This window comes from Amycolatopsis rubida (genome assembly GCF_900115345.1).
GTDB lineage: Bacteria > Actinomycetota > Actinomycetes > Mycobacteriales > Pseudonocardiaceae > Amycolatopsis > Amycolatopsis rubida.
Genome location: NZ_FOWC01000001.1, coordinates 1,293,261 through 1,316,118 on the forward strand (window position 1 = coordinate 1,293,261; position 22,858 = coordinate 1,316,118).

The 22,858-nt window shown below is 69.0% G+C and carries 25 protein-coding genes; 9 read left to right on the top strand and 16 right to left on the bottom strand.

Going from position 1 to position 22,858, the window contains the following annotated elements:
* The first annotated feature begins 75 nt into the window (after positions 1–75).
* Entirely contained in the window at positions 76–972 is an 897-nt protein-coding gene (locus BM362_RS06370) for a DUF8083 family protein (protein ID WP_067577310.1), read from the top strand.
* On the opposite strand, the gene BM362_RS06375 is transcribed toward BM362_RS06370, so the two are convergent.
* From BM362_RS06375 to ygfZ, 3 genes are read right to left on the bottom strand one after another with little or no spacing between them, the layout of a single operon-like run.
* Entirely contained in the window at positions 953–1,897 is a 945-nt protein-coding gene (locus tag BM362_RS06375) for an asparaginase (RefSeq protein WP_093572445.1), read from the bottom strand. The genes BM362_RS06370 and BM362_RS06375 overlap by 20 nt on opposite strands.
* Positions 1,894–2,460 (bottom strand): RsiG family protein, encoded by a 567-nt coding sequence (locus BM362_RS06380; RefSeq protein ID WP_067578081.1) that lies wholly within the window; start codon positions 2,458–2,460, stop codon positions 1,894–1,896. The genes BM362_RS06375 and BM362_RS06380 overlap by 4 nt, the downstream gene beginning before the upstream one ends.
* Positions 2,461–2,509: 49 nt before the next feature.
* Positions 2,510–3,631: a CAF17-like 4Fe-4S cluster assembly/insertion protein YgfZ gene (gene ygfZ, locus BM362_RS06385; RefSeq protein WP_093572446.1), complete on the bottom strand. Its 1,122-nt coding sequence runs from the start codon at positions 3,629–3,631 to the stop codon at positions 2,510–2,512.
* A 31-nt stretch (positions 3,632–3,662) separates the two neighbouring features.
* Here ygfZ and BM362_RS06390 point away from each other — a divergent pair, with 31 nt between their 5' ends.
* Positions 3,663–4,508, top strand: a complete 846-nt coding sequence (locus BM362_RS06390; protein WP_067577304.1) for an aminodeoxychorismate lyase — start codon at positions 3,663–3,665, stop codon at positions 4,506–4,508.
* 43 nt (positions 4,509–4,551) lie between these two features.
* On the opposite strand, the gene BM362_RS06395 is transcribed toward BM362_RS06390, so the two are convergent.
* From BM362_RS06395 to BM362_RS06440, 10 genes are all read right to left on the bottom strand, one after another.
* On the bottom strand, positions 4,552–4,953 hold the full coding sequence (locus BM362_RS06395) for a hypothetical protein (protein WP_093572447.1): 402 nt from the start codon (positions 4,951–4,953) through the stop codon (positions 4,552–4,554).
* Between the two features lie 2 nt (positions 4,954–4,955).
* Positions 4,956–5,816, bottom strand: coding sequence for a 5-oxoprolinase subunit C family protein (locus BM362_RS06400; protein ID WP_093572448.1), 861 nt, complete (start codon positions 5,814–5,816; stop codon positions 4,956–4,958).
* Positions 5,816–6,418, bottom strand: coding sequence for a 5-oxoprolinase subunit B family protein (locus BM362_RS06405; protein WP_093572449.1), 603 nt, complete (start codon positions 6,416–6,418; stop codon positions 5,816–5,818). The genes BM362_RS06400 and BM362_RS06405 overlap by 1 nt, the downstream gene beginning before the upstream one ends.
* 16 nt (positions 6,419–6,434) lie before the next feature.
* On the bottom strand, positions 6,435–7,046 hold the full coding sequence (locus tag BM362_RS06410; RefSeq protein ID WP_067577297.1) for a heme-binding beta-barrel domain-containing protein: 612 nt from the start codon (positions 7,044–7,046) through the stop codon (positions 6,435–6,437).
* A gap of 129 nt (positions 7,047–7,175) precedes the next feature.
* Complete coding sequence (locus BM362_RS06415) at positions 7,176–8,510, bottom strand: MFS transporter (RefSeq protein ID WP_093572450.1); 1,335 nt, start codon at positions 8,508–8,510, stop codon at positions 7,176–7,178.
* A gap of 100 nt (positions 8,511–8,610) precedes the next feature.
* On the bottom strand, positions 8,611–8,916 hold the full coding sequence (locus tag BM362_RS06420) for a DUF1416 domain-containing protein (RefSeq protein ID WP_067577293.1): 306 nt from the start codon (positions 8,914–8,916) through the stop codon (positions 8,611–8,613).
* A complete protein-coding gene (locus BM362_RS06425; protein WP_067577291.1) occupies positions 8,916–9,752 on the bottom strand; it encodes a sulfurtransferase in 837 nt (278 codons plus the stop codon). The genes BM362_RS06420 and BM362_RS06425 overlap by 1 nt, the downstream gene beginning before the upstream one ends.
* A 28-nt stretch (positions 9,753–9,780) precedes the next feature.
* Complete coding sequence (locus tag BM362_RS06430; RefSeq protein WP_067577289.1) at positions 9,781–10,215, bottom strand: DUF4395 domain-containing protein; 435 nt, start codon at positions 10,213–10,215, stop codon at positions 9,781–9,783.
* A 478-nt stretch (positions 10,216–10,693) separates the two neighbouring features.
* On the bottom strand, positions 10,694–11,128 hold the full coding sequence (locus BM362_RS06435) for a thioredoxin domain-containing protein (protein WP_093572451.1): 435 nt from the start codon (positions 11,126–11,128) through the stop codon (positions 10,694–10,696).
* A 5-nt stretch (positions 11,129–11,133) separates the two neighbouring features.
* Positions 11,134–12,036, bottom strand: a complete 903-nt coding sequence (locus tag BM362_RS06440; protein WP_157904828.1) for an LmeA family phospholipid-binding protein — start codon at positions 12,034–12,036, stop codon at positions 11,134–11,136.
* Positions 12,037–12,210: 174 nt separating this feature from the next.
* On the opposite strand from BM362_RS06440, the gene BM362_RS06445 reads away from it, so the two are divergent.
* The 6 genes from BM362_RS06445 (at position 12,211) to pstB (ending at position 18,041) form a co-directional block, all read left to right on the top strand.
* On the top strand, positions 12,211–12,942 hold the full coding sequence (locus BM362_RS06445; protein WP_067578075.1) for a winged helix-turn-helix transcriptional regulator: 732 nt from the start codon (positions 12,211–12,213) through the stop codon (positions 12,940–12,942).
* Positions 12,943–12,964: 22 nt separating this feature from the next.
* Positions 12,965–13,864 carry a mycothiol synthase gene (gene mshD, locus BM362_RS06450; RefSeq protein WP_093572452.1) on the top strand — a complete coding sequence of 300 codons (900 nt, stop codon included), beginning with the start codon at positions 12,965–12,967 and terminating at the stop codon, positions 13,862–13,864.
* 240 nt (positions 13,865–14,104) lie between these two features.
* A complete protein-coding gene (pstS, locus tag BM362_RS06455) occupies positions 14,105–15,235 on the top strand; it encodes a phosphate ABC transporter substrate-binding protein PstS (protein WP_067577283.1) in 1,131 nt (376 codons plus the stop codon).
* A gap of 188 nt (positions 15,236–15,423) precedes the next feature.
* On the top strand, positions 15,424–16,344 hold the full coding sequence (gene pstC / locus BM362_RS06460; RefSeq protein WP_067578073.1) for a phosphate ABC transporter permease subunit PstC: 921 nt from the start codon (positions 15,424–15,426) through the stop codon (positions 16,342–16,344).
* A 2-nt stretch (positions 16,345–16,346) separates the two neighbouring features.
* Complete coding sequence (pstA, locus tag BM362_RS06465) at positions 16,347–17,261, top strand: phosphate ABC transporter permease PstA (RefSeq protein WP_093572453.1); 915 nt, start codon at positions 16,347–16,349, stop codon at positions 17,259–17,261.
* Between the two features lie 3 nt (positions 17,262–17,264).
* The gene (pstB, locus tag BM362_RS06470) at positions 17,265–18,041 is read left to right on the top strand and encodes a phosphate ABC transporter ATP-binding protein PstB (protein ID WP_067577279.1); all 777 of its coding nucleotides are present in this window, start codon (positions 17,265–17,267) and stop codon (positions 18,039–18,041) included.
* A gap of 114 nt (positions 18,042–18,155) precedes the next feature.
* Here pstB and phoU read toward each other — a convergent pair whose 3' ends face one another.
* From phoU to BM362_RS06485, 3 genes are all read right to left on the bottom strand, one after another.
* Positions 18,156–18,830, bottom strand: a complete 675-nt coding sequence (gene phoU, locus BM362_RS06475; protein WP_067578071.1) for a phosphate signaling complex protein PhoU — start codon at positions 18,828–18,830, stop codon at positions 18,156–18,158.
* Between the two features lie 84 nt (positions 18,831–18,914).
* Positions 18,915–20,288, bottom strand: coding sequence for an LCP family protein (locus tag BM362_RS06480; RefSeq protein WP_244287052.1), 1,374 nt, complete (start codon positions 20,286–20,288; stop codon positions 18,915–18,917).
* 500 nt (positions 20,289–20,788) lie between these two features.
* A complete protein-coding gene (locus tag BM362_RS06485; protein WP_143132386.1) occupies positions 20,789–21,121 on the bottom strand; it encodes a hypothetical protein in 333 nt (110 codons plus the stop codon).
* A gap of 1,054 nt (positions 21,122–22,175) precedes the next feature.
* Between BM362_RS06485 and BM362_RS46790 the strand changes: the two genes are divergently transcribed.
* On the top strand, positions 22,176–22,631 hold the full coding sequence (locus tag BM362_RS46790) for a hypothetical protein (protein ID WP_143132387.1): 456 nt from the start codon (positions 22,176–22,178) through the stop codon (positions 22,629–22,631).
* Positions 22,632–22,858 lie beyond the last annotated feature (227 nt).

Here is a 22,858-nt window from a genome sequence, read left to right on the forward strand (position 1 = left end):
CGACAGTGTTCGCCGGACGCCGGTTACCGGCACGTCGATGCCGATCGGCCCTGGTCGGCGTGCCACGATGCTCGGGTGCTCCGACCCTTCGTGGCCTATCTGCGGGTGTACGAACCTCTGCGCGCGCTGGGCGATCCACCTGCGCAACAGCTGGTCGAGGCCGTTTCCGCGGGCGGGCTCAGCCGGGTCGGGATCGGCGAACGGGAACAGCGGATGTGGCTCAAGTCACAGGCGGCCGCGCCGGTGCGGCTGCTGCCCGCGCAGCTGCGCGACGGACGGCCGTCGCCGAGCCTCGGCACCGACGTGCTCGTGCTCGACCCGGCCGACGTCCCCGCCGGCCACTCCGCCGAGGGCCCGTTCGCGTGCCCGCTCGAACTGCGCGCCCGCTCCGCCGCGGCGCTGAGCACCTTCCTCGCCGACGCCGAACCCGCGTTGCGAATCGCGGTCCTCGACGCGAGCGGCGTCACCGCGGACAAGGCCCGTGCGCAGACCAAGGCCGCGATGACCGACCTCACCGCCACCGCCGCGCACACCCTCACCACCACCTGGACTGTCCCGCTGCCCTGGTTCTCGCTGGTCGATCCGGACGAACGCAAGCTCGTGCTCGGCAGCGGCCCGGCCGACCCGGCGCGGGAGGCGTCCTGGCGCACGCCGATGTCGGCCGCGCTGCGACGGGCCTCCGAGGCGGGCGAGCTGATCGAGACGACCTTCGGCGACTCCGGTCCCGGCCGGGTGCTCTCGCAGACCCGGCAGTGGCTGGAGAGCTTCGACCCGGACTCGGTCGTCGAACTGGACTACGGCGGTCTCGTGCAGCTGTTCGCCGACTCGCTGCTCAACGCCGACTCCACCGCGGAGGAGGTCCACGACATTCTCGACGCGCTGCGCACCGGGAACGTCGAGGAGCTGGCCGAGCTGTTTTCGCAGCTGCGCGAGTTCTGGGGCGACCTCGCGGCTAAGGAACACTCCAACTGACCCGCAGTTCGCCTTGGGGTTCGCCGCCGCCGAGCACCGGGGGGTGAGCCAGGTCGGACAGCTCTTCCGGGGTCTCGATGCCCAGGCGAGCGAGCACTGCCATGGCCAGCGGCGCCAAGGCCCGCTTGTTGCCGTCCGCGATCTTGATCGCGCACGCGGTGCCGTCGCCCAGCGTGAACGCCAGGACGCCCTCCGCGCCGCTCTTCGAGAGCAGCCCCGGCACGCTCCGCATCAGCCGGGTGTCTTCCCGGCCGGTGCCCGCGACCAGCCACGGGTGCTCGCGCATCGCGTCGGCCACCCGGCGTTCCTCGGTGCCCGGTTCGGCCTGCGCGAGCCGGCCGAACGACCGCGCCAGACCGGTCGGCGAGAAGGCGAACAGCGGCGCGCTGCAACCGTCGACCCCGACTGCGGCGATGGATTCGCCGGTCAGCTCCTCGACGGTCTTCGCGAGCTGGACCTGCAACGGATGGTCCGGCAGCTGGTAGCCCTCGGTGGGCCAGCCGTTCGCGACGCAGGTGGCGAGCATCGCGGCGTGCTTGCCCGAGCAGTTCATGGTGATCTTCCGCGGCTCGCCGGCCGCGCGCCGGGCGTCCTCGCCGATCGGCAGCTCGGCCGGGCAGGCCAGCGCTGCCGGGTCGAGCCCCGCGCCGGACAGCATCGCGGCGACGCGTTCGACATGTCCGGTTTCGCCGGAATGCGAGGCGCAGCCCAGCGCCAGGTCCGGGCCCTCGTAGCCGAGCCCGGCGCGGAGCATCCCGACGCCCTGCAGCGGCTTGTTCGCCGACCGGGGGAAGAACGGGCTGGTCACGTCGCCCGCGGCGAACTGGACGGAGCCATCCGGCGCGGTGACGACGAGGCATCCGTGGTGGACGCTCTCGACGAATCCGTTCCGGACGACCTCGACGAGAATCGGCTGGCCGGTCATTCCTCTACGCGCCCCAGTTCGCTGTCCAGCAACTGGTCCACAGTGGCCGCCCCGCTGCTGTAGCGCGCGGCGATCTCGGCGTTCAGCGTGTCCATCACGCCCTGGACCTGGCGGCGAAAGGAGGACACGGAGGCTTCCTCGGCCGCGTACGTGTCCAGCGCGGCGGCGAGCTTGTCGTCCGACAGCGAGCCGACGTCGGTGAGCCCGGTGTCGCCGATCAGCGCCTCCGCGTGCCTGCGGTGCTCGCCCGCACGGGACGGTTCGAGCTGCTGGTGGCGGCCCCAACCGGCGGCCGGGCCGAGCGCGTTGTCGGCGAGGATGGACGCGAGCCGGTCGACAATGCTGCTTTCCCCGCCGGACGAGCGGCGCTCCTGTTCGGCGCGCACGATGTCGATGCGGGCGTGCAGGAGCCGGCGCAGGTAGGACAGGTCCGTCTCTTCCTGCGCGGCCTCGTCGCGCCGCTCGCGCAGCACCGGGAGCGGCAAGTCGCCTAATCCGGTGAGATATCCCGGGCCGAGGACGCGGTCGATCCGCCGCCGCCCGCCGGGACGCACTTCGATCACGGGCACATCCTGCTCCACATTCGGCGACGACGCTACCGTCGAGTTCACTTCAGCCCCGCAGTCTCTGCGCCGCTTCCCGTCCGGGCGCCGCGTGCTCGCCCGGCACCGAGTCCGGATCGACAGTGGCCTGGACCACTCGGTCCTCGTCGCCTGCCAGCAGTTCCGCCCCGCCCGGCACCGAGCGTTTGACCAGCGCCAGCGCGATCGGCCCGAGTTCGTGGTGCTGCGCGACCGTGCCGATCCGGCCGACCACGCGCTCGCCGAGCTTCACCGGGTCGCCGGTCTCCGGCGTGATCTCCGGCGAACCGTCGAGGTGCAGCAGCGCGAGATACCGCGGCGGGCGGCCGACGTTGTGCACCTTCGAGACGGTTTCCTGGCCGCGATAGCAGCCCTTCGCGACGTGCGCGGCCGAACCGATCCAGCCGACCTCGTGCGGGATCGTCCGTTCGTCGGTGTCGACGCCGAGCCGCGGATGCCGCGATTCCACCCGCAGCGCGTCGAAGGTCCACGAGCCCGCCGGGCGCGCGCCCGCGTCGGTGAGCCGTTGCCACCATTGAGTGAGCTGAGCGCGCGGCACCACGAGATCCGCGCCCGCTCGCGTCGGCCACGGCATCCGCCGGGCGAAACCGCCCTCGGGCAACGCGGCCACCGAATACGGCTCGGTGCCGAGTTCGACGCCGAGCACGCTGTCGGTCTCCGGGCCGAGCACGGAAAGAACGGCGAGCTCTTCGGTCGCGTCGCGAATCTCGACCTTGGACCAGAACTTCATCGCTTCGAGGTACTCGCGCAGGGTTTGCTTGCCGCCCTTGGGCAACGCGCTCGTCACGAGCGGGCCGGGTTCGCTGTCGAGGTACACCGTCTCGCCGGTGTGCGCGAGCACGAAATGGGTGTCGACGTGGCCTTGGCTGTCGAGGACGAGCGCTTCGGTACCAGTGTTCGCGGCGAGTTCGGTGACGTGTTGCGAGATCACCAAATGCAGCCAGGGCAAGCGTTCCTCGCCGGTGACAGCGAGGATTTCTCGGTGTGAGCGGTCGATGACGACCACTCCTCGGGCGGCGGTGCGCTGCTCGGCGAACGGATCGCCCCAGTGCCACGGAACTCCGGCTTCCGGGTGGCCCTCGGGCGCGGCGACCGCGCGGGGGATTTCGAGCAGCGGCGAGCTGTACGGCATGCCTGTAAGGGTAGGTGAGTACCTTGTGGGGATGCGCGTTCTCGCCTTCCTCGACGGTTCACTGGCCGATCCCGAAGCCGCTCACCTCCGGGTGGACGACCTCGGCCTGCTGCGCGGAGACGGGGTGTTCGAAACGATCCTCGTGGCGGTGAAAAAGCCGCGGGAAATGCGTCCGCACCTCGACCGGCTCGCCCGTTCCGCGGCGATGCTGGACCTGCCCGCCCCGGACCTCGACGGCTTCGCGCGAGCCGCGCAGGCGGTCGTCGACGCGTGGCAGGGCGGACCGGAGATCGCGCTGAAACTCGTGTACACGCGGGGTGTCGACGGTGATCCGGAAGGCAAGCCGACGGCGTTCGCGATGGGCTTGGAGGTCGACGAAAAGGTGCTGCGGGCGCGCACCGAAGGAGTCTCGGCGGTGACCATGGAGCGCGGTTTCGGCCCCGAACTGGCCGAGCGCGCACCGTGGCTTTTGCTCGGCGCGAAAACGGTTTCGTACGCGATGAACATGGCCGCCCTGCGCGAGGCGGCCCGGCGCGGAGCCCAAGATGTGATCTTCACCGCTACCGACGATTCGGTCCTCGAAGGGCCTACGTCGACGGTCGTCCTGGCGAAGGAGCGGACGCTCTACACCCCGCCCTCCACTGTTGGCATCCTGCCAGGAACGACGCAGTACGCGCTGTTCCGCGGCGCGGAGAAGGCGGGCTGGTCGGTGAAGGTGGAGCCGCTTTCAGTGGAGGATCTGCTGCGGGGGGACGGCGTTTTTCTTACCTCGTCGGTGCGGAAGGTGACCCGGGTGCACACGCTCAACGGGACGGAGCTGCCGGATTCGACGGCGCTGCACGAGGAGCTGGTGGCGGCTTACGAGAGCGAGTACTGAGGGGGTCGTGAGTGGTTATGCCGGTGAGAACCGGGACAACCACTCACAACCCGCTGATCAGCACCACCGACGGCGTGACCCCCTCCGCCCGATAAGCGCTGATTTTGTGGTGCCCGTCCACCAGCAACGGCCGCGTACCGGACAAAACCACCGCCACCGGCCGGTGTCCGGAGCGGATTGCCGTGCGGTAGTACCCGACCCGGGCATCGTCGTCGTCCGGCCAGTCGCTCGCCGGGACCAGGTCGGGGCACTCGAACCGCTGCGGGCCGCTGACCTGGTACTGGCCGTCGACGAGCAACGCCAGCAGTGCGCGGAGGGTTTCCGCCAGCGGGAGGCGCACCTGACCGGTCGCGAGCGCGATGCGCAGCGACTGCGGCAGCTCCGCCCGTCCTCCGGTGTTCAGCTCCAGGAAACCCGCGCCGCCGGTGATCGTTACCCGTTCCACGCTCAGAAGGACGCTTGGAACCGCACCAAGGTTCCGGGGCGTGCTTGAGCGAGTGCTCCGAGTGACTCCCGTCTCACGACCGCGACCACCGGATAACCGCCCGTGGTCGGGTGATCGGCGAGGAAGACCAGTGGCAATCCGTTCGGCGGGACCTGGATCGCGCCGGTGAGCACGCCTTCGCTGGGCAACTCCGAAGTGGCCACAGTGGACACTCGACGTAGTGGCGGCCCGTCGAGGCGGACCCCCACTCGGTTGGATTCCGCGGTGACTGTCCACTGTGCGTTGAGCGAGGCACCCGCGTCGGCGAACCAGTCGTCGCGGGGGCCAAGCAAAACTGGCACTGCCAAGCGGGGTGGCGCGGGCGAGGCGGCGACCACGTCGGCACCGGACGGAACACCGGTGACGGGACCGAGCGGGACTCTCGCGCCAGCTTCCAACGGCGAGGGGCCGAGTCCGGACAGGACGTCAGCCGACCGGCTTCCCAATACCGGCGGCACCGCGATGCCGCCGGACGCCGTCAGGTAGCAACGCAGTCCGGTGGCAGGCCTGCCGATCGTCAGGGTTTGGCCTGATCGCAACGGAATCGGCGTGTGCGAACCGGTTTCCCGTCCGTCCACGGACACCGCGACCGGAGGTCCGGTCACCGCCGCGGTGCACGAAGCGGCCGCCCGGACGGTCAGCCCGCCCAGCACGGTTTCGATCCCGGCGGCGTACTCGGGATTGCCGACCAGCCGGTTGCCGAGCCGTAACGCGGCGACGTCAAGAGCACCCGACGGTGGGACGCCCAGATGTGCGTAACCGGGACGGCCGAGGTCTTCCACCAAAGCCAGCGAACCGGGCGAGACGATCTCCAGCGCACGCATCAAACGCTCCGGAACCGCACGCGGAGACCGGGCGTGAACAACGCCGGTCGCGCGGCGGACGGGTCGAAGAGCGTCGCTTCGGTGTGTCCGATCAACCGCCAGCCACCAGGGGATTCCCGCGGATAGACGCCGGTGTACTCGTCGGCGATGGCCACCGAGCCGGCGGGGACGCGGGTGCGCGGCGAAGCCAGCCGCGGCTGCTGGAGCTCGGCGGGAAGCCCGGCGAGATAACCGAAACCGGGCGCGAAACCAGTGAACGCGACCGTGTAGACCGCGCTGGTGTGGAGAGCGACGACCTCGTCCACGCTGAGCCCCGCGTCCTCAGCGGCCAGCGAGAGGTCTTCGCCGGAGTAGCGCACGTCCAAAACGACTTCGCGGGCGTCCCCGGCAGGCGGATGGTCCAGATCGGCCGAAGCCAGCAAGGAACGCGCAGCTTCCAGTGCACCCGGGGACGCGACCACAAGCAGGGTGCGGGCCCCGGGCACGATCTCCTCGACGCCGTCGAGCGCGGCTTCGGCGAGGGTCGCTCTGGCCGCGCTCATCTCTTCGAGCGAGGTGCAGTCGAGCAGGGCGGCGTGTTCGCCGTACCGCCGCCAGCGCACGGCGTCTCCCGGAGCCTCAGCCCACCACGCGGCGCAGTAGCGCGGAGGCGTGCGGCTGCATTTCCTGGCCGACCATCGCGCGTTCTTCGACGTACCCGAGGTCGCCGTTGATCAGGCCGTAAAGCCGCTGCGATCCGGTGACCTCTTTGGCCGTCGCGGTGCGGATGACCGCGTCGGTGCCGAGTTCCCAGGACGTCTGGTTGCGCGGTTTCCCGTAGTACAGCTCGACGATCCCGGAGCTGTGCGTGAGCAGCAGTTCCAGGGTGTCGTCCTCCTGCGGCCGCCAGAACCCGCTTTCGCGGGCGGCCGGCCGCAGCACGCTGCCGTCCTCGTTCAGCAGCCACGAGCGTGCCTCGTGGAACAGGAACGGGCGGCCGTCGTGGGAGACGGTCAGCTGCTGGGCGAACTTGATCGGCCCGTCGATCGTCGGGTAGTCGATCTCGCCCTCGCCGCGCCAGACGCCGACGATCGGCAGCAGGGCGAGGCACGCGTCGTTCAGGTTCGGGCCCTCGCGCAGGTTCGCCGTGTCGTTCGGGATCGGCAGGTCGTCCCACAACGGCAGGTTGCGGTCGCGCGTGCTGGCGGCCCGCTCCTCGGCTGCTGCGATGGCCTCGTCGCCACTCGTCATGCTGATCAGCGCTGGTCGGCGTACAGCCGGTAGACGACGTAGACCGCGAACCACACGGTGGCGATGCCCGCGATGATCAACAGGGTCGTAAACAAGGTCTCCACAGCGAGGACAATAGTCCGCCCCGGCTCATCTGGCGCTGCGCAGGGTCGCGGCGGTGAGGACGGTCACCGCCAGCAGTGCCGCGCCGGCCACTGCCATCGCCGTCTGCAGGCCGGTGGTGAGCGTGCTTCCGTGATCGAGCAGCGCCCCGAGCGCTGCCACGCCGAGCGCCATCCCGACCTGCCGCGCGGCGTTCACCGTGCCGGCCGCGGTGCCCGTGCGCTGCACTGGAAGCCCGGCGAGACCGACGACGTTGGTCGGGGTGATGCTCAGGCCGAGCCCGACGCCGGACAGCGTCAGCGGGACGCTGAGCAGCCAATATGGGCTCGTCGTGTCGACCAGCAGGAAGGCGAAACTCCCCGCCGCGGTGATGGCGAGACCGATCGGCAGCACGCGTTCCGCGGTGAACCGGCCGGCGAGCCGTCCGGAGAAGAACGCGAGAAGGGCGTTGGCGACGACGTACGGCAGCATCTGCACGCCGGTCGTCGAGGCGGTGCTGCCCCATGCCTGTTGCAGGTAGACCGCGATCAGCACGGGCAGCGGGTAGCAGGCGAAGCCGAGGACGAACGAGGTGAAGATCGAGGCGGCGAACCGGAACTTGCCGAACAGCCGGATCGGCAGCATCGGATGCGGGGCGCGCAGTTCCATGACGATGAACGCGATCAGTCCGACCGCGCCGACCACCGCGACTACGGCGTCGGAGGCGATCACGGCGTAGGTGAACGATCCGATCCACAACGCGCCGAGCAGCTGGCCGGGCAGGTCCAGTGCGCCGTGCGCCGGATCGGACGACTCGTCGAGACCCCGGTGGCCGGCGAGCACCGCGAAAATCCCGATCGGCAGGTTGATCAGGAAGATGGTCGGCCAGCCGAGCGCGTCGGTGATCGGTCCGCCGACAAGCGGTCCGATGACCAGCGCGCATCCGGCGACCCCGCCCCACGCCCCCAGCATCCGGGCTCGTTCCCGCGGCTCTGGATACGCGTGCGCGAGGAGCGCGATGCCGCCCGGGATGACCGCCGCGGCCGCTGCGCCTTGCACGACGCGCGCGGCGATGAGAAGAGCGAGCGTCGGAGCGAGACCGCAGCCCAGCGAGGCGAGCGTGAACACGGCGAGCCCGCCGAGGTAGATCCGCTTGCGGCCGTATCGGTCGCCGAGTGTGCCGCCAGTGAGGATCAGCGCGGCGAGCGCGACGGTGTACCCGTCGACAATCCATTGCAGGTCAGTGAATTCGGCATGCAGCTCGCGCTGGATGGTCGGCAGCGCGACGCTCACCACACTCGCGTCGAGCAACGCCATGAAGCTGCCGAGGAACACGGCGGCGGCCAGCAGCGGGCTCCGCGTAACGGTTTTCGTTTCGGACACACCCGCGAGCTTGGGTCCTCAAGCCGACTTGAGGTCAAGTGTCCCGGACACGCGGAAGGGCCCCTCGGAAACCGAGGGGCCCTCCTGTGGAAAAACGTTGTCAGGAAACCGAAATAGCCAGCTGGTGCAGGCCAGGGCCCGCCGCGGTGACGGTGGCCTCACCGTTGCCCGTGCGGTGCAGCGCGCGCACCGTCCAGGCCCCTTCGGCCGCGTAGAAACGGAAGTCGCCGTCCGCCGAGGACACGACCTCGCCCGCGAAGTCGCCGCCGCCGTCGAGCAACCGGACGAACGCGCCACCGACCGGTCCCTCGGTGCCGGTGACCTTGCCTGCCAGCACGACCTGGCCGCCTGTGTCGAAGTTCGCCGGGGTCGCGACCTGCGCCGGTGCGCTGCAGCCGTCTGCCATCACTTAGCTCCCAACTCGACCGGAACGCCGACCAGCGAACCGTATTCCGTCCACGAACCGTCGTAGTTCTTCACATCCGCCTGGCCGAGCAACTCGTGCAGGGCGAACCAGGCGATCGACGAACGCTCGCCGATGCGGCAGTACGCGATGGTCGGCTTGGCCTCGTCGTAGCCGGCCTCGGCGTAGAGGTCCTTGATCTCCTGCTCGGACTTGAAGGTGCCGTCCTCGTTGGCGACCTTCGCCCACGGCACGTTCAGCGCGCCCGGGATGTGGCCCGGCACCTGCGACTGCTCCTGCGGCAGGTGCGCCGGGGCGAGCAGCTTGCCGGCGAACTCGTCCGGCGAGCGCACGTCGATGTAGTTCTTCTCGCCGATCGACTGGACGACCTCGTCGCGGAACGCGCGCAGCGACAGGTCCTGCTCCTTGGCCTGGTAGGCGGTGGCCTCGCGCTTGACCTCGTCGGAGTTCAGCTCGCGGCCGTCGAGCTCCCACTTCTTGCGGCCGCCGTCGAGCAGCTGCACGTTCTCGTGGCCGTAGAGCTTGAAGTACCAGTACGCGTAGGCGGCGAACCAGTTGTTGTTGCCGCCGTAGAGGATCACGCGGTCGTCGTTCGAGATGCCCTTCTCCGACAGGAGCTTCTCGAAGCCCTCCTTGTTGACGAAGTCGCGGCGGACGCCGTCCTGGAGGTCGTTGCGCCAGTCGAGCTTCACCGCGCCGCGGATGTGCCCGTTGTCGTAGGCGGTCGTGTCCTCGTCGACCTCGGCGAACACCACGCCCGGGGTGTCCAGGTTCTCCTCGGCCCACTGGGTGGTGACCAGGACGTCTTCTCGGCTCATGGAAGCTGGCTCTCTTTCTTGGTTGATTTTACGAGGACGCCCGCGCGGGGCTGAAACGCTTGATCAGCAGGTACACCTGGCACCCGAGGCAGTAGTTGAACGCCGCGTTGAGGAACGCGGCGAAGAGCGCGAACGCGGTCGCGACGACGCCGAGCGGCGGCACCCCGGCCGCGAAGCCGATCGTGCCGACGAGCGCGAACACGAACCCGACCGCCTGCGCGAACCGCAGCGGGGCGGCGTCCTCGCGTTCGGTCGGCGGCCCGAGCCGCGGCGCGATCGCGAGCCGGTACAGCACCGAGTACGGCGCGGGCTTGAGCCCGACGAACGCACCGATCGCGAAGACCACGGTCTGCAGGGCGAGCAACGGCCACCACTGCGTGACCAGCACGACGGCGAGCACCACCGTGGTCACGATCGCGGCGAACCTGGGACCTCGCGGGTCTACGGACGGTCCGGCGGACATGGGTTCCTCCTGCTCAGTGCGAGGGGAAGAGCGTGCGGGCAGCACGCGGCGAAGACGGGTACAGCGAATCCGTGCGCGAGGCGTGCTTCAGCGCCGGTCGAGGACAGGCAGACACAAGCTGCTGCGCACGCGGCAGAAATCGACCGCGCGGCGCTGCGTCAGGAGGGTGATGGGCAGCTTGTCCACAGGGGGAGGGTACCCAGGCTCGCTCGCTCCCGGAACCATGTTCATTCCTTGGGACGAGGTCCGGATCCTGAGAATCAACCGTCGCCGACCACGAGCATGAGGGTCTTCTCGGTAGCGGGAGCGCGCGAAGTCGTCCTCTGGTCGATGGGCGCGGTCTTACTGGTACGTCAGAGCGAGCCGCTCGGTCCGGGCGCTGTTGCGCATGGCTGTAGCGAGGCCGCACGCAACAGCTACTGAGCAAACCGCATTAGGGCGGCACCAGAGGCTGGGCGCGCGGGCCAGCGGGCGCGGGTCAGTGCGATGCGGCGGTGAGGTGCGGGCGGAGCGCTTCCAGCAGCTCCGGGCCCTTGGGCACGCCGCCCACGCGCAGCAGTTCCCGGCCTTCCGGGTCCAGCGCGAGCGTGGTCGGCGTGCTGAGCACCGACAGCGCCTGCGCGACCTCGGGACGTTCGGTGACGTCCAGGTCGACGTGGTGCAGGCCGTCGGTCTTCTCCGCGAGCGACGAGAGAATCGCCCGCGTGTGCCGGCACGGGGTGCAGAACGTGGTGGAGATCTGCACCAGGGTGACGGCGGATCGCGGATCAAGGGCCGCGGAGACCGGAGCGGGGAGCGGGCGGATCGCGGCGGCCGGCTTGGCCGCGCGGATCCGGCCGTTGCGGGCGCGCAGGACCAGGCCCGCGGCCGTCGCGACGACCAGGGTCGCCAGCAGCACCCACACTCCGGTCACCGGGATCAGCCTCCGTGGTTGGTGGACAGGTCGGCGAAGTTCACGTCGTGCGCTTCGCCCTTGATGGTCACCGAACCGCTGTCCACGCGGACCGCGGTCGGGGTGACCGACAGCGGCAGCCGGGTCGTCGAAATGCTCGCCCGGAAGTTCGGCAGCAGAGCTTTCTGCACAGCTTCCGGAACGATCGTGGTGCTCTGGTCATTCCCGAACTGCAACCGGTAAGGCACGATCGAGATCGTCTTCTCCTTGAGCTGGATCAGCGCGAAGCAGAAGATCTCCACCTTCTGCCCGGCCACCTGCACGTCGCCGGAGATGCGCAAGCCCGCGCTCGTGCCGTCGGCCGGTTCGCCGTCGGCGTTGGTCGGCGTCGGGTCCGGCTGCTTGCCCTGCTCGGTGTCGCCGTACTTCACGTACGCCTGGGTCGACTGGTCGATCTTCAGGTTCTGGATCTTGTTCAGCGGCGAGACCCGGGCGAGGTCGGACGCCTTGATCGTCACCGCGCCGGTGAGCTTGCCGATCTTCACCGCCTTGGTGTTGCCGGACGTGAGGTCCGACAGCGGCGCGATCACGTCCTCCAGTTCGGCGCTCACGCGCAAGTCGCGCAGTTCGCTGCCGACCGGGACGCCGTCCGCGGAAACCGTGATGTGACTGTAGTCACCGGAGAGCGCCTGCACGGTGAACGGGAAGCCGTGGATGGTGACCGACGGATCGTCGCTCAGCCCGAGCTGTGCGCGGGCCTTCTGCGAGATCGTGTGCTCGGCGAAGGCCGCCGCTCCGAAATCCGCACCGACCAGCAGGAGCACCAGCACTCCCAGCACGATGAGCCACCGCCGCACGCGCCTGCCGCGGCGGCCGCTGCCGGGGTTAGGGGCCGGTCGGTCGTCCCGGGTCACGGGCCTGCTCGCCATCGCCTCGGTTCTCCTGTTCGGGTGGATTTCGTCGTGGTGCGGGTCACGCCTCGGCCGTTGGACCAGGTGTGATCGATCCAGCACGAGCTAGGTGCCGGGGTGTTCACCCGCTATTCTCACTTAGCACCGACCGACGCCACGTTCGAGGCGACGAATCTGAAGGCGGTGCGGATCATGAGCTTGGACCTGCTGGTGCTCACGGAGGAACTGAACGCTACCTCCGTACTACCCGCGCTGGACCTGCTGCCGCACACCGTACGCGTACGCGAGCCGGAAGTTACGGCCCTGCTCGACGCAGGTCACCGGGACGTCATCCTCCTCGACGCGCGCAGCGACCTCGCGTCCGCGAAGAGCCTCTGCCGGCTGCTTAAGGGCGCGGAGGACGAATCGGGCACGCCGGTCATCGCGGTCGTCGGCGAAGGCGGTCTGGTCGCGGTCAACGCCGAATGGCGCACAGACGACATCCTGCTGCCCACCGCTGGTCCCGCGGAGGTTGACGCACGGCTGCGGCTGGCCACCACGCGCGACGGCATCGGACTGCAGGCAGACGCCGAACTGCGCGTAGGTGACCTTGTCATTGACGAAGCGACGTACACGGCGAAGCTGCGCCGTCGCACGCTTGAGCTGACGTACAAGGAGTTCGAGCTCCTTAAGTACCTCGCCCAGCACGCCGGTCGCGTGTTCACTCGCGCGCAGCTGCTGCAGGAAGTGTGGGGTTACGACTTCTTCGGCGGCACGCGCACGGTCGATGTCCACGTACGGCGGCTTCGCGCGAAACTCGGTCCGGAGCACGAGCAGATGATCGGCACTGTGCGAAACGTCGGCTACAAGTTCGAGCGGCCGGCGAAAGGCGCGAAGCCGGTTGTCGCCGTTCCGGTCGATGCCTCGGAGCTGACCTCCCGCTGACGTTCGCCGGTAAGGTCGGTTTGTGGCTATCGACCTTGGCGACTGGACGACCGATCCCGACGACGCGGTGCGCGAAGTGCTGCTCGCGGCCAGAGCGACTGACGGACGTCCCGAGGTCGACGCGACCGGGCCGTTGCCGCGCGAATTCGAAGGCGGGCTGCATCTCCTCGCCCGCTTCGACGGCGCGCCCGCGGGATACGTCCACCTTGATACCGAAGGCGATTCCCACGGCCATCAGGTCGCGGAGCTTTTCGTGCACCCGGGTTTCCGGCGTCGCGGCGTCGGCACCGCGCTCGCACAGGCAGCAGTCGAGCGCGCAGGCAAGGGACTGCGCGTGTGGGCGCACGGCGATCACCCTGGTGCGGCGGCGATAGCGGCGAAACTCGGCCTCGGGCGTCAGCGCGAACTGCTGGTCCTGCACGTCGACGTGTCCGATGCGGACTGGCCGGAACCGGTGCTGCGCAACGGTTTCCGGTTGCGCACCTTCGTTCCCGGCCAAGACGAGGACGCGATGATCGCGGTCAACGCGCGCGCGTTCGACTGGCATCCGGAACAGGGCGCGCTGACTGCCGCCGAGGTGCGCGCCGAGGAACTCCGGGCCTGGTTCGACCCGGCGGGCTTCTTCCTCGCGGAGAACGAGAACGGCGAGGTGGCCGGCTTCCACTGGACGAAGGTCCACGACCCGGTGCCCGGCCGGTTCGACGGCGACCCGGTCGGGGAGGTCTACGTGGTCGGCGTCGATCCTGCTACCCAGGGTAGTGGCCTCGGCAAGGCGCTGACCTTGGCCGGACTTCGCTACCTGCGCTCTCGGGGACTACCGAGGGTGATCCTCTACGTCGAGGGTGACAACGCCGCGGCTTTGGCTGTGTACAACAAGCTGGGGTTCCAGCGTTTCGAGACCGACGTCCAGTACGGTGAGTGATCACGGTCGACGCGACCGGTGACCCGTGTTACTTTCTGCGTACTAGCAGGTCACGAGCAGGCCACGGCACCCGTTCGGGGGAGTAGTCCTGCTCACAACCGGTGACTTGTTCACCTTCCGTTCATACAACCAAGGAAGCCCGTCCACCGAGGCTGCCTAGTGTCCGGTTCCGGTGCGGCTCAGTCGCCGCCAATCCCGACCGGATTCACCAAAGGCACATCTCCGAGTGGAGGAAATGCAGTGAAGATCATGCGGCCCCTGGGTGCCGTCGGCATCGTGGCGAGCGCCGCGCTCGTCCTCGCCGCTTGTGGCTCCGACCCTTCGGCGTCCAGCAGCGGCTCGGGCTCGAACTCCGCCGCTCCCGCCGCCACCGGAACCGCCCAGGTCGACTGCGGGGGCAAGAGCCCGCTGTCCGGTGAGGGCTCGACGGCGCAGAAGAACGCCATCGACGTGTTCAACATGGCTTACGGCAAGAAGTGCTCCGGCCAGAAGGTGAACTACAACGCGACCGGGTCCGGTGCCGGCGTGAAGCAGTTCAACGGCAATCAGGTCGACTTCGGCGGTTCGGACTCGCCGATCAAGGACGCCGACCTCGAGGCCGCCACCAAGCGCTGCGGTGCCCCGGCATGGAACATCCCGCTGGTCGTCGGCCCGATCGCGGTCGGCTACCACCTGTCCGGGGTGGACAACCTGACGCTGACCCCGCAGGTCATCGCCAAGATCTTCAACGGCGGCATCAAGAACTGGAATGACCCGGCGATCAAGGCGGTCAAGGGCAACGAGAGCCTGAACCTGCCGGACAAGCCGATCCAGGTCGTCTCCCGCTCCGACGAGTCGGGCACCACCGACAACTTCCAGAAGTACCTCGGCGCGGCTGCCAAGGACGTCTGGACCCAGGGCGCGGGCAAGAAGTTCAACGGCGGCGTCGGCAACGGTGCGCAGGGCTCGAACGGCGTAGCCACCACGGTGAAGGGCGCCGACGGTGCGATCACCTACGTGGAGGGCGCGTTCGCCAAGGACGGCGTCACCGCGGCCAAGATCGACAGCGGCTCCGGCGGCGTCGCGCTGAGCCCGGAGAACGTGGCCAAGTCGCTCGACTCGGCGAAGTTCCTGCACGAGGGCACCAATGACCTCGCGATGGACCTCAACGGCATCTACGCCAGCAACGTGCCGGGCGCCTACCCGCTGCTGCTGACCACCTACGAGATCGTGTGCTCGAAGTACTCGAACGCGGATGTCTCGAAGGCCGTCAAGGCGTTCCTGACGGTGGCCGCCACCGAGGGCCAGCGGCCGCTGTCGAGCAAGGGTTACGTGCCGATCCCGCAGAGCCTGCAGGACAAGGTCCTGACCGCGGTCAAGGCGATTTCCTGAAACGACTGCCTAGCTGGTACGAAGGCTGACAGAGACTGTCGATGAGCGACCAACCCTCGACGCGAACGCCCACCGGCGACCCCGGTGGGCGTTCGTCGTCCGCCCGAGCGTTCCCGGAGGATCCGATTTCGGACAAGCCACCCGCGCCGGCGCCGGAAGCGCCGCCCGCGCGGAAGAAGCCGACGAAGGTGCGCGCCGGTGACCGCATCTTCCAGAATCTGACCACCGGGGCCGGGATCTTCGTCGTCGCCCTGATCGCCTTGATCGGGATTTTCCTGGTCGTCCAGGCGATCCCGGCGCTGAAGGCGGACAAGGTCAACTTCCTGTTCAACCACGGGTGGTCGACGAACGACCCGGCGAACATGGCCTTCGGCATCGCCGACCTCGCCGAGGTCACCGTGGCGACCTCGCTGGTCGCGCTGGTCATCGCGATGCCGATCTCGCTGGGCATCGCGCTTTTCCTCACCCAGTACGCGCCCGCGAAGCTGGCCCGGCCGTTCGCTTATGTCGTGGATCTGCTCGCGGCGGTGCCGTCGATCATTTTCGGCCTGTGGGGCATTCTCGTGTTCGCGCCCACGATCGAGCCGTTTTCGGAATGGGTCAACAGCACCTTCTCGTGGATTCCGATTCTCGCGCCGGGCAACATCGCGCCGAACGTGCGCGGCACCATTTTCACCGCCGGAATCGTGCTGGCGGTGATGATTCTGCCGATCATCACGTCGCTGACCCGCGAGGTTTTCGAGCGCACGCCGACCGCGCAGGTCGAGGGCGCGCTCGCGCTCGGAGCCACGCGCTGGGAGGTCATTCGCACCACGGTGCTGCCGTTCGGCAAGGCCGGTTTCGTCGGTGCGTCGATGCTCGGCCTCGGCCGCGCGCTCGGTGAAACCATTGCCCTGGCGGTGATTCTGCTGATCCCGCAGGGGCGCAACTTCGACTGGAGCCTGTTCGACGGCGGCGCGACGTTCGCCTCCAAGATCGCCCAGAACTACAGCGAGTTCAACAACCCGACCTCGGCAGGCGCCTACATCGCGGCCGGCCTGGTGCTGTTCGTGCTGACGTTCCTGGTCAACTTCGCCGCCCGCGCGATCGTCGGCAAGAAGGGGGAGTGACCATGTCGACCACCCTCGAACGACCCGCGACGACACCGGCTTTCCAGCAGGTGAGCGCGGCCCGCAAGATCAAGAACGGCGTGGCCACCGTGCTGGTGTGGCTGTCGTTCCTGATCGCCGTGATCCCGCTGGTGTGGGTGCTGTACACGGTGATCGCCAACGGCATCAAGCGGATCCCGTACAGCAACTGGTGGGGCCAGGACTTCGGTTCGGTGCTCGGCGACGAGGTCGGTGGCGGGGTGCTGCACGCGATCATCGGCACCCTGCTGCAGGGTCTGGTGTGCGCGGTCATCTCGGTGCCGATCGGCCTGCTGGTCGCGATTTACCTGGTCGAGTACGGCCGCGGCAAGCTGGCCAGGGCCACCACGTTCATGGTGGACATCCTCTCCGGCGTTCCCTCCATTGTGGCCGCTCTGTTCATTTACGCGCTGTGGGTCACCACGCTCGGTCTGCCGCGCAGCGGGTTCGCGGTGTCGCTTGCCTTGGTGCTGCTGATGATCCCGGTGGTCGTCCGCTCCGCGGAGGAAATGCTGCGGATCGTGCCGGACGACCTGCGCGAGGCCTCGTACGCGCTGGGCGTTCCCAAGTGGAAGACGATCATGAAGATCGTGCTTCCGACCGCGCTGTCGGGCATTCTCGGCGGCATCATGATGGCGCTCGCCCGCGTGATGGGCGAAACCGCGCCGCTGCTGGTGCTCGTCGGGTACACGTCCTACGTCAACTGGAACATCTTCAGCGGGGAGCAGGCGTCGCTTCCGTTGGTGATGAACAACGAACGCGCCACCAACTCGATGGACCCCGGCAGCGTCGGCTTCGACCGGATCTGGGGAGCCGCGCTCACCCTGGTGCTCATCATCGCCGTGATCAACCTGCTCGCCACGGTCCTTTCCCGCATCGTCGCCCCGAAGAAGAAGTGAGTCATGGCCAAGCGAATCGACGTCAAAGACCTGGACATCTACTACGGCAAGTTCCACGCCGTGGACAGCGTCACGCTGAACGTCCCGCCGCGGAACGTGACCGCGTTCATCGGGCCGTCGGGGTGTGGCAAGTCGACCGTGCTGCGCACGCTGAACCGGATGCACGAGGTCATTCCCGGTGCCAGGGTCGAGGGCCAGGTGCTGCTGGACGGGGAGGACATCTACGCCTCGGCGGTGGACCCGGTGCAGGTGCGCCGCACCATCGGCATGGTGTTCCAGCGGCCGAACCCGTTCCCCACGATGTCCATTAAGGACAATGTGGTGGCCGGGCTCCGGCTCGGCGGGGTGAAGAGCCGCAAGCAGCTCGACGAGGTCGCCGAGCGCGCGCTGCGCGGCGCGAACCTGTGGAATGAGGTCAAGGACCGGCTCAACAAGCCAGGCGGCGGCCTTTCCGGCGGTCAGCAGCAGCGGCTCTGCATCGCGCGGGCGATCGCGGTGCAGCCGGACGTGCTGCTGATGGACGAGCCGTGTTCGGCGCTGGACCCGATCTCGACGCTCGCGATCGAGGACCTGATCGGCGAGCTGAAGAAGGACTACACGATCGTCATCGTGACGCACAACATGCAGCAGGCGGCGCGGGTTTCGGACCAGACCGCCTTCTTCAACCTGGCGGGTGTCGGCCAGCCCGGCAGGCTGATCGAGCTGAACGACACGGAGAAGATCTTCTCCAACCCGGACGAGAAGGCCACCGAGGACTACATCTCGGGCCGGTTCGGCTGATTCCACTGTGGACGGCCGCCCTGGTTTATCCCGGCCAGGGCGGCCGTTTTGTTTTGTGCGCAACAAAAACCGCCGCCCGGCGCTAGGGCCGGGCGGCGGTTGTGCCGTGGTTTCTCAGATGGTCAGGTCTTCGTCGTCGGAGCCGTAGCCGGGCATCCGGCCGGTGACCACGAAAATCATCCGCTTGGCGACGGACACCGCGTGGTCGGCGTAGCGCTCGTAGAAGCGGCCGAGCAACGTGACATCGACCGCGGAGGCGACGCCGTGCGGCCATTCGCGGTCCATCAGCACGGTGAACAGGTGCCGGTGCAGGTCGTCGACCTGGTCGTCCTCGGCCTCAAGGTCCTTGGCCGCGGACACGTCCTTGGTCTTGATGATCGCCTCTACCTGGCGGGCGAGCTTGACCGCGGCCTTGCCCATCTCGGCGAAGTAGGGCTTGACCGCGTCCGGCAGCACCGGGTCGGGGTGGCGGCGGCGGGCGGCCTTGGCGACGTGCAGGGCGAGATCTCCCATGCGCTCCAGGCTTTCCGCCGCGTGGATGGCGGCGAGCACGGTGCGCAGATCGGTCGCGACCGGGGCCTGCAGCGCCAGCAGCGCGTACGCCTGCTCCTCGCATTCGGCGCGCGCGTCGTCGACCTTCGCGTCGTCGCTGATCACCTGCTCGGCGAGGCCGAGGTCGACCTCCAGCAGTGCTTTGGTGGCCCGCTCCATGGCGTCGGCAACCTGGACCGACATCGCGGCCAGGTTTTCGGCGAGCTGATCGAGTTCGACATGGTAGGCCTCACGCATGAACACACCCTACGACGTGGACTGTCCGAATACCGCATCGCTGGGTGAACCGCGTATGAACCCCGCCTAACGAATCCGGAGCGCTCAGCCGGTGTTGGTGTTTTTGCCGGGACTGGCGTTCGCGGGCGGCGCACTGGCCGCGGTTCCGGCGGGCTGGTTGCCCGGCAGCGGAGTGTTGTCGCGCAACGCGTCGAAGAGGCTCTTGGTCTTTTCCTGGATCAGGACTTCGTTGCCGCGCTTGTTCGGCAGGCCGACGGTGGGCACGGTCAGGAAGTTGATGTTGGCCGGGTCGAGCCCGCGCATCGATTGCGCGAGCGTCATCATTTGCTGCACCCCGAGGTTGTCGCCGAACGTGGCGTGCGCGAACGCGGTGATGAAGCCGGACAGTCTCCCCGGATCCAGTACGACATCCGAGGACATGACCTTCTTGAGCAGCGCTCCGATGAACGCCTGCTGCCGCTTGATCCGGCCGTAGTCGGAGGTCTTGTCACCGACGACGTGCCGGGCGCGCACGTAACTCAGCGCCTGATCGCCGGAAATGGTCACGTCGCCGGTCTCGGTCAGCACCTTGCCGAGCGTGGTGTCGATGATCGGTTTCTCGTTGTGCACGGTCACCCCGTGCACCGCGTCGACCATTTCCTTGAACCCGTTGAAGTCGATGCCGACGAAGTGGTTGATCCGCAGACCGGTGATTTTCTGGATTACCTTTGTCATGCATTGTGGTCCGCCGACCGCGTAGGCCGTGTTGAGCTTGGCGATCTTCTGCTCGCGCACGATCTCGTCGGTAGTCTGGGATTTGGCCGGATCCCACCGGTTGCAATCCGGCCGGTCGATTTCCAGGTCTCGCGGGAACGAAACGACCACGACCCGCTTCCGGTCCGCGGGAACGTGCGCCACCATCACGGTGTCCGACCGCGCGCCGGGAATGTTGGCCGCGTCCCCGACATTCTCCTCGGCGGAAGCGCCGTCGCGGGAATCGGAGCCGACCATGAGGAAGTTCTCGTCGTTGGCCTGCGCATCGGCGTTCTGGATGTCCGAGGAGTTTTCGTCCAGCGCGGACACCTGGGCGAATTTGGCGTCAAACCAGGTAACCGCACCCCACGCGACGCCCGTGCCGATGAAAATGAGCGCGACAACCACGATCAACGCGATCCGCCCGATCCGGACGTTGCGCGCGGTATGCCGTTGTTTCTTCTCCTGAAGCCGAGTCTGTTCCGGCTTCTCGGCGGGCGGCTCTTGTTCTTCCTCTTCTTTGTCGAGCAGTACGACCCGCTGCAACGCAGTCCGGGTCTGCTCGAACAAGGCCATCGACCGGGTAGTGAGCCGCTCCCGCCGCTCCCGGCGCTTCGCTTCCTCGGCAGCCGCGTCGTCATGCGCGGCCGAGAACCGAGCGAGACTGTGATCGATCTTGCGACGGTACTGAGTCGCCTCGTCGATCGCCTCCATCTCGTCGGTCATCGTGAGCGGATCCATCTCCGCCCGAACCGCGGCGGCCGGCCTCGCCGGAGTACGCCGGGGCCGCTTGCCATTCGGCCCCTCGACGGCCTGGCTCAGCTGAGTGCGCTCCGGGTCTGAGGCAGGCTTCGCCGCCGGACTGAGCTGGGTCTGCTCGGAGTCCCCGGCGGCTACGGCGCCGAGCCCGATGCCCTTGACCGGGGTGAACTGCGTCCGATCCGCCGGGAGCGGCTGCTTTCCGCCTAGCGCCGGGCTCCGCTCGCCCTCTGCTTCCGGACCGCCCTGCGGCCCAGCGTTCGGCGCGGGTCTGCGCCGGGGACGCCCGTCCTTGGCCGCGGAGCCGCGCTGCGGGCGCTCGTCATCCAGGTCACCGTCGAGTGCTGGGCTGAGCTGAGTTCGTTCGGGGTCTTGCGCCGGGTTTCGGCTGCCGTCCAGCTGCGGGCCTTGCGCCAGGTTTCGGCTGCCGTCCAGTGCCGGGCCTTGCGCCGCACTCCGGCCACCGTTCAGCGTGGGGCCGAGCTGGGTTCGTTCAAGATCTTGCGCTGCACCCCGGCCGCCGTCCGGTGCCGGGCCGAGCTGGGTTCGTTCAAGATCTTGCGCTGCACCCCGGCCGCCGTCCGGTGCCGGGCCGAGCTGGGTTCGTTCAAGATCTTGCGCTGCACCCCGGCTTCCGTCCGGTGCCGGGCCGAGCTGGGTTCGTTCAGGACCTTGCGCTGCACCCCGGCTTCCGTCCGGTGCCGGGCCGCGCCGTGGACGTTCCGGTCGGCGCGAACGTCCGGAACCGGCGTCGTCCAGCCCGTCACCGTCCAGTGCCGGGCTGAGCTGGGTCTGCTCAAGACCCTGAGCCGCGCCCGGCCCACCGCGCTCGACGCCATCCGGCGCGCCGGCTCGCCCACGCCGCGGCGACGGAGCCCGCCCTTGCTCGGCCTGCTTGCCCCGCAACCGGTCCGGCTCAAGCGCCGGACTCAGCTGCGTCCGCTCAAGTTCGTCCTCGGGTTCCGGATCGAGGTCACCAGGTCGCCGCCCGGCCGGTCCAGGACCCGCCACCCGTCGGCGAGGCGCGTTCGGCCCCGGCACTCGGTGCCCGCCGGAGTCCTGCCCAGCCGCGCGCTGCCCGTCAGGTTCGATCGGCAGCGCCGCCGAATCAGCACCAGCTATCCGCTGCTCAGCGGGCCCGGGGCCGCCAGGCAACCGTGGCGCTTGCTCGGCGGGCCTCCGCTGCGCTGCCGAGCCAGGCCCGGCGGCTGTTTGCCCAGCGGAATCTGGCCCTGTCGCCCGCATCCGCGGCCCGTCCAGTCCCGGACCAGGCAATCCGCCGGAGTCCGGACCGGGCATTCGCGGCCCGTCCAGTCCCGGACGAGGCAATCCGCCGGAGTCTGGACCGGGCATTCGCGGCCCGTCCGCTTCCGCACCCGGCATCCGCTGCCCAGGAGCGTTCTCCGCACCGTGCGGCGGTCGAGGCCCAGGCGGCTCCGGCGAAACCGGGACCCCGCCGCCCTGCCGAGGCCGAGGCGGAAGTCCATCCGCTCGCCGACGCCGCGGTCGGGCCCCCTGCTCCGGAGAACCAAGCTCGGCGCTCCCCGGCTGCCCACCGTTGTGCACCGGCCCAGGCCCGGCCTGACGACGCCGCGGTTCTCCCGGCTCACCGGCTTCGCCGGGACCAGGCCGAACCCGCCCGCCCGGCTCCGCCGAAGAAGCTTCAGCCCCGTTGAGCTGTCCGCCGGGTCCCATCGCACGAGACCCGCCCGGCTCCCTGCGACGGTTAGCTCCCTCGGCCCGTCCGCCAGCGACTGCGTCGCCGGGCCGCTCACTCAAGCCATTGCGACGCCCAGGCCCGTCCACCTCACCGGGCCCACCCCGATAGTCGCCAAGCGCGGAATCCGGCGCGGCATGCCTGGTCTCTCCGCGAACGTCGGCTGGCCGAGCCCGCCGACCACCCGGCGGCACCGCGTAGCCAGTCTCGCCAAGCCCTTCACCCGGCTCGACCTGGTAAGCCCCAGTCTCCCGACGCCGCGCGTCGTCTCGGGCAGCGTCCGGGTCGCCGGCGCCGCCCGGCACCGCTCCGCCAAGAAGCGCACGCCCGCCCACTCGCGCAGGCCCGGTGCCATTGCCGAGCGCAGAACCGTCGGCTACCTCTCGGCTGTGCCGATTGCCGACGCCTCCGAGGCCATCGACCCGCCCGTCTCCCCGGCTGCCAGTCGGTCCGGCACCGTCCTCTGCCACCTCGCCGTGTCGGCTGCCGCGCCCGTTCGTCCAGCGGCCCGCAGGCGCGCCGTCGCCGTCTGTGGGCCCGCCGTGCCGCCCGCCGAATCCGTTGACGTGCCCGTTCGCGCGTTCGTCAGCTAGCGCGTCCGCCGCGGGTTCGCTGTGCCGCTTGGCCCGCCTGCCCACCGAGCCGGTGTCTCCTCCGGCCACCTCGCCATGGCGATTGCCGACCCCGTTCGCTCGTCCACCGGTTGGCGCGGCGTCGCCTTCCGCGGGTTCGCCGTGTCGCCCGCCAACCCCGTTGACCTGCCCATTAGCCAGGTCGCCCAGACCCGAGCTGTCTGCCGGCTCAGCGTGCCTGCTGCCAA